At 39.0% G+C, this 14132-nt stretch carries 10 protein-coding genes, 3 tRNA genes and 1 pseudogene; all 14 read right to left on the bottom strand.

Annotation, left to right across the window (positions count from 1 at the left end):
- Positions 1-54: 54 nt before the first annotated feature.
- Positions 55-2103, bottom strand: a pseudogene (locus QZR70_RS06605) (ATP-dependent Clp protease ATP-binding subunit); the annotation flags it as partial.
- Between the two features lie 302 nt (positions 2104-2405).
- Positions 2406-3605 carry a type I restriction enzyme HsdR N-terminal domain-containing protein gene (locus QZR70_RS06600; protein WP_295793973.1) on the bottom strand — a complete coding sequence of 400 codons (1200 nt, stop codon included), beginning with the start codon at positions 3603-3605 and terminating at the stop codon, positions 2406-2408.
- A 57-nt stretch (positions 3606-3662) separates the two neighbouring features.
- Positions 3663-4859, bottom strand: a complete 1197-nt coding sequence (locus QZR70_RS06595; RefSeq protein WP_295793971.1) for a type I restriction enzyme HsdR N-terminal domain-containing protein — start codon at positions 4857-4859, stop codon at positions 3663-3665.
- A gap of 142 nt (positions 4860-5001) precedes the next feature.
- Positions 5002-5078 (bottom strand) — tRNA-Arg (locus QZR70_RS06590).
- A gap of 97 nt (positions 5079-5175) precedes the next feature.
- Positions 5176-5249: transfer RNA gene (locus QZR70_RS06585), tRNA-Gly, on the bottom strand.
- A 9-nt stretch (positions 5250-5258) separates the two neighbouring features.
- Positions 5259-5335: transfer RNA gene (locus QZR70_RS06580), tRNA-Pro, on the bottom strand.
- Positions 5336-5619: 284 nt separating this feature from the next.
- Positions 5620-6825 carry an NADP-dependent malic enzyme gene (locus tag QZR70_RS06575; protein ID WP_295793968.1) on the bottom strand — a complete coding sequence of 402 codons (1206 nt, stop codon included), beginning with the start codon at positions 6823-6825 and terminating at the stop codon, positions 5620-5622.
- A 268-nt stretch (positions 6826-7093) separates the two neighbouring features.
- Positions 7094-7876, bottom strand: a complete 783-nt coding sequence (gene speD, locus QZR70_RS06570) for an adenosylmethionine decarboxylase (RefSeq protein ID WP_105090243.1) — start codon at positions 7874-7876, stop codon at positions 7094-7096.
- Positions 7877-7962: 86 nt separating this feature from the next.
- A complete protein-coding gene (locus tag QZR70_RS06565; RefSeq protein ID WP_295782912.1) occupies positions 7963-8460 on the bottom strand; it encodes a metallophosphoesterase in 498 nt (165 codons plus the stop codon).
- Between the two features lie 66 nt (positions 8461-8526).
- The gene (locus QZR70_RS06560) at positions 8527-9102 is read right to left on the bottom strand and encodes an XTP/dITP diphosphatase (RefSeq protein WP_295793966.1); all 576 of its coding nucleotides are present in this window, start codon (positions 9100-9102) and stop codon (positions 8527-8529) included.
- 1 nt (position 9103) lies between these two features.
- Positions 9104-9859 carry a ribonuclease PH gene (gene rph, locus QZR70_RS06555; protein WP_227721499.1) on the bottom strand — a complete coding sequence of 252 codons (756 nt, stop codon included), beginning with the start codon at positions 9857-9859 and terminating at the stop codon, positions 9104-9106.
- Positions 9860-10060: 201 nt separating this feature from the next.
- The gene (locus QZR70_RS06550; RefSeq protein WP_295793964.1) at positions 10061-11491 is read right to left on the bottom strand and encodes a histone deacetylase; all 1431 of its coding nucleotides are present in this window, start codon (positions 11489-11491) and stop codon (positions 10061-10063) included.
- Positions 11481-13202, bottom strand: coding sequence for a hydantoinase/oxoprolinase family protein (locus QZR70_RS06545; RefSeq protein ID WP_295793962.1), 1722 nt, complete (start codon positions 13200-13202; stop codon positions 11481-11483). The genes QZR70_RS06550 and QZR70_RS06545 overlap by 11 nt, the downstream gene beginning before the upstream one ends.
- Before the next feature lie 146 nt (positions 13203-13348).
- Positions 13349-13999 carry a coenzyme F420-0:L-glutamate ligase gene (locus tag QZR70_RS06540; RefSeq protein WP_295206244.1) on the bottom strand — a complete coding sequence of 217 codons (651 nt, stop codon included), beginning with the start codon at positions 13997-13999 and terminating at the stop codon, positions 13349-13351.
- Positions 14000-14132: the final 133 nt, after the last annotated feature.

Below are 14132 nucleotides of genomic sequence, written 5' to 3'. Positions count from 1 at the left end.
GAAATCATACTATACCAACCGGATGAAGCTGTAAGGTTGGAAGTACGTTTAGAAGTGATCCAAGTAGAAGTCAGTTACATTATCGCGGATTTCAGATTCGATAACACGACGTAATGGACGAGCGCCCATAGTTTTATCGTAACCTTGTTCCATCAACAATTCTTTAGCTGCTTCAGTTACATCAAGAGTAATTTCTTTTTTAGCTAAAGTTTTATTTACTTGATCAAGCATTAAATCTACGATTTGTTTCAAATCTTCTTTTTTCAATTGATTGAATTCGATAACTGCATTGAAACGGTTTAAGAATTCTGGACGGAAGAATGGAGCGATACGTTCCATTACATCAACTTTGTTTTCATCGTCATTATCTTGACCATAGCCAAAGCCTGCGTTAGATGTAGCAATGATAACAGTATTTTTGAAGTTTACAGTGTTACCTTGACCATCTGTTAAGCGACCATCATCCAATACTTGAAGAAGCAATGTAATAACTTGAGGATCTGCTTTTTCGATTTCGTCGAACAATACGATGGAGTAAGGATTACGACGAACGCGTTCAGTCAATGTGTTGGAGTTATCTTCGTAACCAACATAACCAGCTGTAGCACCAATCAATTTGGAAACTGCTGTGCGATCACTGTATTCGGACATATCCAAGCGGATGATAGCATCTTTGTTACCGAACATATCAAGTGCTAATTGTTTAGCCAATTCTGTTTTACCAACACCAGTAGGACCTACGAATAAGAAGCTACCGATTGGACGGTTACCTTCGTCAAAGCCTGCACGGTTACGACGGATTGCTTTAGATACAGCTTCTACTGCTTTATCTTGACCGATTACATGAGCTTGTAAACGAGATTTCATGTCTTTCAAGCGTTCAATATCGGATGCACCCATTTGAGATACAGGGATACCAGTCATTCTTTCAACGGCTTCCGCTACATCATTAACCTTAGCCACTACCTTTTGATTTTCAGTGTGATTATCGATTTCTTCTTGCAATTTTTGAATACGCATCTTTTCATTAATAGCGGATTCATAATCTTCTTTTTGAGCAAACTCTTCTTGTTTTGCTTTAGCCTCTGCAATATCTGCTTCTAATGTTTTAATATCAGTTACAGGATGTTGGGAAGCCAAGTGAGCTGCTGTTACATCGATCAAGTCGATAGCTTTATCTGGTAAGCTACGTTGAGGAATGTATTGTACGGAATAATCTACAGCTGCTTTCAACACAGCATCTGGCAATTCGATATTATGATGCGCTTCATACAATGGACGAATGCCTTGTAAAATTTTGAAAGTATCTTCTGGAGATGGTGCATTTACCTTAACTTCATTGAAACGACGAGCAAGAGCTGCGTTTTTCATGATTGTGTTACGGTATTCATCTTGTGTTGTAGCACCGATAACAGTCATTTCACCACGGGACAAAGCAGGTTTCAAGATATCTGCTAAGCCTTTAGAACCTTGACCATCACCTGTGGAACCAGCACCCAAGATTTGGTGGATTTCGTCGAAGAACAAGATAATGTTACCAGCAGCCTTAACCTCTTTGATAAGGTTTTGGATATTTTCTTCGAAGGAACCACGGTATTGAGTACCAGCTTCCAAACCGGAAATATCGATGGAAATGATTTCTTTATTTTTAATAGCTGCAGGAACATCGCCATTAACGATTGCTTGTGCCAAGCCTTCTACTACAGCTGTTTTACCAACACCAGCATCACCTACGAGTACAGGATTGTTTTTAGTACGACGTGCTAAGATTTCTGCTGTTTCTTGGATTTCTTTATTACGACCAATAACAGGATCGAGTTTGCCATCACGAGCTTGTTGAGTTAAGTTTGTACCTAACTTGGCAAGGATACCATCTTGTTTCATTTTACCTTGTTGTGCAGCTTGAGCAGCTTGCATTTCTTCATTAGAAGGTAAACGACCAGTTTGACGATAGAAAGCAAACTCTTCCGGAGTCACTTCACGACCATTAATTTTATAACGACGATTTTCTGTGGAATAACCACCCATGTTACCCATCAATTGATTGAATAAATCATTCATGCTACCGAAGTCGCTACCAAAGTTATTGAAATTGTTGTTCATATAAATTACCTCACTTTTTTACTACAAGTATATCTATTTGACTTTTTAAGTCTGTTTAATTTCTTGCTTTATTTCTAGGTTTCTTCAACCTTATGACATTATAATAATCTGATTAAGTCAAAAAGTCAATAGGTCAAAGATAAAATTTTTGACTTTTTTTGACTTTTATTTTGACTAATTAGATTTATATGTCAAAAATACAGATAAATAGTGGGTTTATAGTAGGTAAATTATTTTGAACTTTTGAGTTTTTTATATAAAAAACAAAAGACCATTCGATGAATGGTCTTTTATTAGTAATATTACTTTGACTTTTTATATTCTGCTCTAAACCCATCACGAAGTACAGCGTAGCGTAATAAATTTCTTATAAAGGATTGTACATTAGGATCTTTCCACTCTAACAAACGAGAGTTATTTAAACGGCCAAGATATATTTCATCACCATGAACAAGTTCAGGTGCACGGTCCTTAATATATGCAATAACATCAGCTCTTTTCGCTGCTCCACCTTTACCGCTTGTTAAAGAACCGTTATGTGTAATATCTACTATATTAGTAAGCGGATTATATCGACAGCACCTATCTAAGTTTAATTGAAGGGAATGATGTCTCGATTCTTTATTCGCTATAGATATATTAAGTTGAGTAGAGCCTGTTCTATTTCCCCAGTGTGGATCATTTTCAGTATGTATAGTTCCACAAATACTAATACCTAGCACTTCATCTTTATTCATATGGTCTTTTGCAATAAATAAGCGAGACCAAACCTGATAATTACCTCCACCACTATTACCAAATTGTGGCATACTTACACAGCAATCCTCTATTACACCTATATTTTTTAATACATCCTGCTTTTTAATTTCCTTATGCAAAATCAGATTCATTAGGTTTAAAGCAACCCCTCTGATATATTTAGGAGTATATTCACTAATATCCCCATGCTCTGCAAATGCCTCTTGATACTCATCGGACATAAGTTCTTCATATTTATATGGCTCAAAGGGTTCTGGATCGACAAAAGAAATTTCGTTCTTTAAAAGCTCCTCTAATAAAGGAACATCCTTAACTTCATGATATGCCCCATCATTATAATAATATATAATGGCCTCTATACCATTAACCAGCATAATATAATCAGCATTAAGTATTTCTCTATAACCTGAAGCCTGCTTAAACACCTCATCACCAAGTACGTTAATACGAGGTGCCTTACACTCTATAATCATCAGTACATCTGTACACTCATCGTCACGATAGACAACAATATCCGCCCTCCCACGTGCGCCTTTTTTAGTATGCGCCATTGACTCTTCAACAAAAATACGATTAATAGGTATCCCCAATTCCTTTTGCAAATATACAATTGTTTTTTGGCGAACACACTCCTCTGGTGTAGCAGCCAATAAAAAACAACGTATCGAATCATATATGCAGTCGCCATCCCGTTCAAATTTTTCAAGTTCTATATTGTCAAAAATCTCTTCTATATACTTCATTGGTATTATCCCTCTTAAATTATTTATTCAGTCTTAATAATTATAGATTTATAGAAATCACTTTCTTTTATATTCTGCTCTAAATCCATCACGAAGCACAGCATAGCGTAACAAATTTCTTATGAAGGATTGTACATTAGGATTGCGCCACTCTAATAAACGAGAGCTATCAAGGTGACCTAAGTATATTCTATCCTCTTTGACTAATTCAGGAGCTCTTTTGTGAACATAAGCAAGCAATTCTTTTCTAGGTAATGCTCCATCTCGACCTCTTGTTATAGCACCATTGTGTGTAATTTCAATTATATTAGTATCGAAATCAAACTCACAAAATTTATCCAAATTCAGTTGCAACGAATGATGTCTAGTTTCTTTATTTGTTATAGATATATTCAATTGAGTCCTACCTATGCTAGTCCCCCAATGAGGATCATTTTCTGTATGTGCTGTAGCGCATATACTGATGCCCAAAACTTGATCTTTACCTTCATAGTCCTGAGCGATAAACAAACGTGTCCAATTTTGATACGTTCCACCACCACGGTTTCCAAAAAAAGTAAATCCTCTAAAACAATCTTCTATTACACCTATCTTATTTAAAATATTTGAAGATGAAATCTTCTTCAATAATAGTAGATTCAAAAGATTAAGGTAGAATTCATAGTGTTCTTTAGGACTATCCTCTCCGATATAACCCATATTCAAAAAATTATTTTGTAACCTTTTGGATTTTATATCCGCAAACGTATATGGTTTATCTTTATTTGCCTTAATAAACTTCACTTTAGATTTTATAAGCTCTTGATAAGTAGGAATTTTATCGACTTCTTTATATCTACCATTCTTAAATTGATAAACCACAGCATCGATACCATTGATAAGCATGATATATTCAGCATTTAATACATCCCGATATCTTATTGCTTGTTCTAATACCATATTACATTCAACATCAATATGAGGAGCTTTACATTCTATTACCAACAAAACTTCTTCTTGTTCATCATCACGATAAACTACGATATCAGCTCTTCCTCTTAAGCCTCTCTTCACATGACACATAGGTTCCTCTACACGAATTCGTTCAATAGGTACTCCTAGTTTCTTTTGCAAAAATATAATTGTTTTTTGCCGAACCTCTTCTTCCGGTGTTTTCTGAACCAAAAAATATCTAATAGGATCAAAATAACACTTCTCATCTTGTTTACGCTCTTTAAGTTTTATTGAATTAAAAATACTCTCTATATCCTTCATAAAGATCACCTTTTACAGCACCACAAACCCTTCATCTTTTATTCATTTTTAATATTATATCATATATAAAATTTACTGTCTTTTGTGCGGTATTGTATACAAAAAAGCGGATAGCTCATTACGAGCTATCCGCTTATTTCTTTGGTGATCCAGGAGGGATTCGAACCCCCGACCCACGGCTTAGAAGGCCGTTGCTCTATCCAACTGAGCTACTGAACCATGTGGATTACCTATATATATAATTATCTATTATAGTATAAATTATGTACTATATATCGTCAATATTACGTTTTACCCTAAAAAAGGCAAAAAAAAATGGAGCGGGTGAAGGGAATCGAACCCTCGCGACCAGCTTGGAAGGCTGGGGCTCTACCATTGAGCTACACCCGCAAAAAAAAATGGTCGGAGCAGCAGGATTCGAACCTGCGACCCCCTGGTCCCAAGCCAGGTGCGCTACCAAACTGCGCTATGCCCCGTCATTAATTACTTGCTAATTATAGCAAACCTGGTAGTTGATGTCAACCACTACTCTTGCTGAGTTTTTACTCTGTTGAGTATCGCTCTGCAACGAAAATTATTATATCATTGATACAAATTAGTGACAAGTACTTTTTTACAACTTCATTAATTTTTTAAATTTTATTAGTTCATATAAAAACATGCACCCCTTTCGAGGTGCATGTCATTATAGTTTATATTATCTTACTTAGGTTTTAAACAGCTTTTGAGCCATTAAGCAATCAAATGATTAGCTATAAAATTAACCTTCGTAGCTACCGTCTTCAACTACTTTAGGGTTCTTAGCGATACCTTGTTTTACAGCAACTTCAGCAACTGCTTTTGCAACAGCTGGAGCTACACGAGGATCGAATACGGATGGCATAATGTTTTCTTCGTTCAATTCGCTGTCTGGAATCAAATGAGCCAATGCTTCAGCAGCAGCCAATTTCATTTCATCAGTGATTTTGGATGCGCGAACATCGATAGCACCACGGAAGATACCAGGGAATACAGCTACGTTGTTGATTTGGTTAGGAGCATCGGAACGACCAGTACCAGCGATACGAACACCAGCTGCTTTCATATCAGCATATGTTGCTTCTGGGTTAGGGTTAGCCATTGCGAATACGATTGCATCGTCAGCCAAGTTTTCCAAAATTTCTTTTGTGAATACGCCTGCTGCAGATACGCCAAGAAGAATGTCAGCGCCTTTAGCGTTTTCAGCCAAGTTGCCATGTTTTTCTTCAAGTTTAAGCAAGTCGATCAATTCGGATTGCAAGGAATCAAGACGTTTGTAGTCTTTGTGCAATACGCCAGAGGATACTAGCAATGTAATATCGCGAGCGCCTGCAAGGTATAACAAACGAGCGATGTTTGCACCAGCAGCACCTGCACCGTTTACAACGATTTTAGCTGTTGCTAAGTCTTTTTTAACTAGGCGAAGAGCACCTTTAACACCAGCTAAGCAAGCGATAGCTGTACCGTGTTGGTCGTCATGAAATACAGGGATTTCCAATTCTTCTTTCAAACGGTTTTCGATTTCATAGCATTTAGGAGAAGAAATATCTTCCAAGTTAATGCCAGCAAAGTTCTTTTGCAATAATTTTACAGTGTTGATCAAAGTATCAGCATCTTTTGTATCTACAACCAATGGAATGCAGTCTACATCGCCGAATTTTTTGAACAATAAGGATTTACCTTCCATTACAGGCAATGCTGCTGCAGCGCCGATATCACCAAGACCAAGTACACGAGTACCGTCGGATACAACGGCAACCATGTTGGAACGGCAAGTTAATTCGAAGGATTCTGCTTCATTATCTTTAATACGCAAGCATGGTTCTGCTACACCTGGTGTGTAAGCTACAGATAAGTCATGAGCGTCTTTTAATTCATATTTAGTTCCTACAGTAAGGAAACCTTTTAATTCACGTTTTTTTTGTACAGCTAATTCACGTACGTCCATAATAATTCTCCTTTGTGGATAAACTCGGACTCTTTTGAGTCGGTATTTAATACCTTTAACTAATTGTATTATACAAAATGAAATATAACAATTCAAGTTTTTTCGATATAGTTTTCCGAATATTTTAGAATTAAATTCTATTAATTTATACTAGTAATAAAAATGATAAATAAACAAAAAGTAGATAAACCATATACGGCTTATCTACTTTGGTACTGTATACGCATTATCTGATAGGAGAAAGAGCATACAAAATATACATTTTTATTTATGCTTTTACGGATGGCAAGTTACGGCCATAGAAAATTTCCATCATTTCTTGCTTCAATTGATGTTTGATTTGTTTGATTTCTCGTTCGCTCAATTCAGCTTCAGTAATGCCAAATAGGTAATTATCTAAATCAAACTCTTTTAACATCATTTTTGTATGGAAGATATTTTCTTGGTACACGTTTACATCAATCATGTTGTACATGTTCCGAGTTTTTGCATTGATGTAGTTTTGAATAGAGTTGATGCGATGATCGATATAAATTTTCTTACCAGATACGTCGCGTGTAAAGCCACGTACATGGTAGTCCAATGTAAGAATATCGGAATCAAAGCTTTGAATTAAATAGTTAAGTGCTTTAAGTGGAGAGATTTGACCACATGTGGACACTTCAATATCGGCACGGAATGTACTAATCCCTTTGTGCGGATGGCTTTCAGGATAGGTATGTACAGTAAGATGGGATTTATCAAGATGCATTACTACATCTTCTTTTTCAATTTCCTCTTCAGAAATCAAAATCGTTACAGACGCACCTTGAGGATCATAGTCTTGTTTCGCTACGTTAAGGATGTTGGCACCAATGATATGGCTTACCTCTGTTAAGATAGCTGTTAAACGATCTGCATTGTATACTTCATCAATATACTGAATGTATTGTTTTTTCTCTTCTTCTGTACGAGTATAACAAATATCATAAATATTAAAACTCAATGTCTTTGTGAGATTATTAAAACCATATAATTTCATTTTAGGCTTTGCTTTAACTGGTGTATCCATGATATGTCATAACCCTTTCCATGCATAGACTTACTATTTTTCTGAAAGCTTTTCAAACTGTATCAGAATAAGCTTTCACCATATAACTAAACAATTTCTTGTTTATACACAAACTCTACATCAAACTGACCATTATCGTAGGTAACGATAGCAAAGGTACCACCGGAGCGATCACGAGCTAACGATATACTGCCAGGATTCACAAATACCGCATCACGAACCCGAACCTCGCCATGATGATGACTATGTCCAGACACGATAAGGCGCGCACCCATATCAGTTCCTAACTCAATCAGTTTTTGTATACGATTATAATATGATACCTCATGACCATGAGTCATGTAAATATAGGTATCCTCTAGCGGAATCAACTGCTCTCTCGGCTCAAGAGGTTGTACACGGTCGTTATTACCACGCACGGCATACACAGGAATATCCGTATGCTCCTGCATATAGCGCGCATCATCACCAAAGTCACCGGCGTGAAGCCACATATCGATGTCTTGATCTGCTGTAGCCTCCAAGACGAGGTCAATATCCTCTAGATACCCATGGGTATCACTTAAAATACCAATTCGTTTCATTTTATAAGTTCTCTAATACTATTATATTACATATTTATATGAACTATACCATATAGTTCGAAAATATCAAAGCTTGTTAATTAATTCGCGTAATGCACGGCCACGATGACTGATGGTTTCTTTTTCTTCGATGCTAAGTTCAGCCATAGTCTTTTTAAATTCAGGTACATAGAAGTATGGATCATAGCCAAAGCCATTGTCCCCTTTTGGCTCGTCTTGTACAAGGCCATCGCAATAGCCTTCTGCTGTCACTTCACGACCATCAGGATATACAAGAGCCAAAGCACATACATAATGACCTGTCCGGTCACTTTCACCTTGAAGCTCACGAATCAATTTTTCATTATTAGCTTGATCATCACCATGGTGACCTGCATAGCGTGCAGAATACACACCTGGAGCCCCATTAAGAGCATCTACAGTGATACCAGAGTCATCAGCAAGGCATGAACGATTTGTTGCCTTTGCATAATAGCGAGCTTTTAAAAGAGCATTTTCCATAAAGGTTGTACCAGTTTCCTCTGGTTCCTCGATGGAAATGACCTCTTTTACCGGCACACAGTCAATAGATAAATGAGAGAAAGCTTCGGAAAACTCACGAATCTTCCCTTTATTCCCTGTTGCTAATACGATTTGTTCCATCTTACACCTCCGGAGCTGTAGGATATACCTTACCTACTTTATCTGCTGTCGCACCAAGTACTTCACGTTGTTTAGCCATAAGTTCATCCGTAGCAGCCTCAGCTAAATCAAGTAACGCATTGAGTTCATCACGGTTAAAGGTACCGTGTTCGCCTGTACCTTGTACCTCAACCATGTTGCCAGAACCGGTGCGCACCACATTCATATCTACGATAGCAGCACTGTCCTCTTCATAACAAAGATCTGTAATAGGACCGTCAGGACCAATGCCTACAGAAATAGCAGCACAGAAATCAGTAATCGGGAATTTGCCTGCTCCACCAAAGGTGAAGTCCACCGCATCAACAAGGGCCACAAAGGCGCCTGTAATAGAGGCTGTACGCGTACCACCATCAGCTTGAATAACGTCGCAGTCGATCGTAATAGAACGTTCACCGAGTGCTTCAAGGTCTACGACAGCGCGCAATGCACGGCCGATAAGACGTTGAATTTCAACGGTACGACCTGTTTGTTTTCCCTTAGCAGCCTCACGGCTCACACGAGTTTGCGTAGAACGTGGCAACAAGGAGTATTCTGCAGTTACCCAGCCTTGGCCAGAACCTTTTAGCCAGCGCGGCACAGAATCCTCCACAGTAGCTGTACAGATAACCTTAGTCTTGCCGCACTCAATGAGCACAGAACCTTCTGCATACTCTGTAAAATTCCGTGTTATTTTAATAGGTCGCAATTGACCTGCTGTTCTATTATCACTACGCATAGGAACCTCACCATTCTAAAACTAAACATTAGAACGCCCCTTACACAAAGGGGCGTTATTTCTTCTTATTATATCACAATTTAACTATTTTTTATTACCATGAATCAGATTGCAACATCCGTTACAAACACAATATGGTGCATTTCCATAAAAAATCATTACCATATTATAAGAATCTCTACCATATTATAAAAACTACAATTATAGTTCATACTGACCTTCACCAAGTGGATCTACTACAACATAGCGACTAGCTCCGCCTTCTGCTTTAGCCCGTTCAGCCTCTGCAATGGCGTCTTGACGAGTTTCTTCATCCGCTTGCCAAGGGATAAACATAGCATATACGCTTTGTGGTCCATAAGGTCCGTATTGGCCTCGTGAAAGTACGCTATGCCAGCCCACCTTATCTTCATACATGCGCACCTTTTCAAGTCGTTCCTCTTGTACGCCCGTTTCATCATAGTACACATTGTAGCGGTTAGACCATATATCACCTACACCGGTACGTTCCTCTTCGGCCATCTTATGACGATTCGCCCATTGGATTTTCCACTTAGCGATGAGGTCATCTATATAAGCTGTTACGTTTTGGCTTTGCTTATATTTAACAGGGTCAAAGGCAGGCTCTACAACCTTACTGTAATCAAGGCCTGCCATAGATAAAATAATACCTGTATTTACATAGGGCAACGCTTCTTGTACAGAGTAACCACCTTCTAATACGGCTATATCGGCTTGTAATAAATCCACCAGCTCCGCATAGCCCTTTGCAGTAACCTGCATATTCGCCAAAGGATCACTAAAGTGATTATCTTGCCCTGCAGAATTAATAACAATGTCTGGATTAAACTCTTCTAAGATAGGTAACACGAGTTCACGCATGACCTGCATCAAGCCTTCGTCCCCTGTGCCTGGCGGCAATGGGATATCTATATTGCCACCGATGGCTTGTGGTCCACCGAATTCATCCATAAAGCCGGTGCCAGGATATAAGGTCCGTCCATCTTGGTGGAAACTAATGTATAGTGTATCCGGATCATGGTAGAACACATCTTGAGAGCCATCACCATGATGTACATCTGTATCCACCACAGCAACCCGTTTAATACCATAGGTTTGACGCATATGTTGAATCATGACGGCTTCAATGTTTATGGTACAGAATCCACGGATACCATGAACCATAGCCATCGCATGATGCCCTGGAGGTCTTACTAAAGCAAAGGCACGATCTACTTCACCGCGCATAACCGCATCAGCAGCCGCAATAGCACCACCTGCAGAGACACGATGTGCTTCCGTCACCCAGGACTCTAAATCTGGAGCTCCCACATGAACGCGTTCTATCGTATCCCAATCGGCCACGATAGGATTATATTCTTTAATATTAGGTATATCTAATAAGCCTTCCTCTACGATTTGATCCCGAGTGTACAGTAATCTCTCTTGTCGTTCTGGATGGGTTTCAGAAATCTTCCAGTCAAAGGCAGGGAAAAACACTAAACCTAAACTATGTTTTGGTGCATTTTCATCAGTATGTAACATATCACCTATATTTGTGTTAATAGCTTTATTCATACCCACATGTCCAAGTCCATGACGTTCCCGATAGGATAGTCCTTTATTCCACATACTGTTTCACCCCCGCTGCTAGTTGTACTTTCACGGTGATTAACCGTTCCATCGATTGCCAGCCCTCTACTACAGGGAAATCTTCGATACTAATGACCTCTATATCTTGGTCTTTACCAAGACCTAAACGTAATGCTTCTTCACCGAGTACCTCTTTAGCTCGTTCCACAACTTGTTCTACCCGCTGTAAGGTACATGTTTGTTGCTTGATTCCCAACTCAGGAATAACGAGCAAACGCCGTTTTGTATCGACGTGAACCGTAAGTTCGATAGTCGATAACGCTAGGGCCGCACCGATAGCATTAGCCACCGCCGCATTCTCTGGAATTGTGACAGGCAAATTCAAATACTCGCCAATACTTGGGCCTAGACTAGGGGCTGTGCCACCTACTACCACGATTTGAGCAGGCACAAATACATCGGGATTCACAATATCCGCTACTACATAGATAGGTCGTTTATTTTCTGCCTTTACCACCTCATCTATGCCATGCTGAATTGTCTCTAACGCCTTATTAACTATTAATCGTGCCACATCAGAAGCCGTAATAGAATCACCTAATTGCTGTTGAACTTTAGTCGAGTCAGATGTTAAGCTGTCATGTAATGACGCAGGTAAGCTATTAGCCAATGCCGCCATAGATTGCACAGCTAATTCAACATCACCATAGTTAGCATAGCCCAGCACAATGAGTGCATCTCCTAATGTAGGTTCTGTGCCGCCTAGAGCCACTGATGGGCCCACCCGTTCTGGTCCGACCGTAATCTTACCTGCTACTATGCGAACCACTGATTCACCGCCAATACCGACGGAGGTAACTGCAAAGGATCGTACCGCACTTGGATACTCACGAATAGATACACCATTTTTGGTCATCAATGGTTTGCCATGTTTCCATAGAGAAATATCTGTAGTGGTGCCCCCAATATCTAAAGCAACTGTATGCGCTTCACCAATTGCACCAAGGGCAGATAAGCCAAGCACAGTAGCTGCAGGTCCTGTAAAAGCAGTCTCTACAGGTCGACTCACCATATGCTCCATAGGTAAAGAACCGCCATCAGCTTTTAAAATATGGAGTGGAGCCTGAATATTACGAATGCTAAGTGCCTCTTCAACATTACGCTTAAAAATAGTAAATACCGGTGTTACAGCACTATTAAAATAGGCGCTAATGGTACGGCGAGGGAAATTCAATGAACCACTTAATAAACTACCATTAGAAATAGTAGCATATGTCTTTTGCAACTCTTCTGTAATGGAGAGCTCCTCTTGAGGATTTCGTACCCCAAATTTAGCAGATACAGCGGCTAAATCAGTGCCACTACGAGATTGAACCATTTTAGCTATATCATTCACTGCATTTATAGGTGTCCGTTCTACTACAATCCCTCTATGATCTGTATAGCCTTGAAGATAGATAGGACTCACAGGGAATATATCATCTACGTTACGACCAGGCCCAGTTACTACATAGAGATCTACAACTTGCTCCTTCTCTTCCACGATAGTATTTGTTACCACTGTAGTGGATAGAGTAACTTGTTCAATATTTGATGTATTACAGCCTGTCAAAACTGCATCTAATGCCTCACCTATTCCTTGCATTAGATTATCCTTCGTAGTCCGTCTTTTAGCGGATGCTACTACACGATGACCGTCGATGATGACTGCATCTGTGAAAGTACCACCTACGTCTAAACCTAGTAACATATAACCTCCTTATCAGAATTAATAGAGTATACTTAGAAATGCTAAATTAAGTTAAAACTCTATTTTATCTAGCATATAACCACTATTAACTTTCACAATATATAAAAAGGCTGTACCCATCTCTATGTGATGAGTACAGCCTTCTGTTATTTACCAGATACAGATGCGTAATTTTTAATGATAACAATCGGAGTCATTTGGCTATCATTACCAAATGGATTATCGATCAATAATTGTGCAATTTTATTACCGTCAATGCCACGGCTTGTACCTAATACAGCGGAACGTTTCAAGTCATTAACGTCTGCTACAACGGCGCCATAACAGCCTGTACGAGATACGATTTTCTCAGCTACTTTATCTGGATCCTTTGGACCAAATACAATGTGCTTATCAAATGGAGGCATTGTGCCAGTTACGTCATCAGTTAAGGATGCTGCACGAGCAATTGCATAGAATACACCTGGTTTGCGGAAAATTTTAGCAATAGCACCTAAAATGAAGGCACCTAATACTTTCCATTTACCATCCAAGTTCATAGCGGATTGCATGCCGTAAATGGATGCCATAGAACCATCTGGATGGATAAAACGATTAATTAAACGAGCTTGCCAGCATACATCTAGCTCTTCAGGACGTGTAAAACGACCTTGCGTAATAGCTACTACAGATTCAGCTACACAAACGATATCTTCAGGTCCAATGTTATGACCGCCAAATTCAACGATAGCATCCACGATGTCATCATTATCTGTAAGGATACGTGTTGGCACACATACTAACTCTAATTCTGCCATTGTTATGCCTCCTTATTGAACCATTGCTGCTTGAACTTCTTCAGCAGTCAAACGAATACGTTGTTTATCGATATGATAGTCTGTACGGCCTACGATTTGGTAGTAAATATCGATGTCCATATAAGGGAAGCCC

The organism is uncultured Veillonella sp. (assembly GCF_900545205.1).
Taxonomy (GTDB): domain Bacteria; phylum Bacillota; class Negativicutes; order Veillonellales; family Veillonellaceae; genus Veillonella.
The sequence above is the reverse complement of the archived record's forward strand: the minus strand, read 5'-3'. Positions and strand labels throughout refer to the sequence as shown.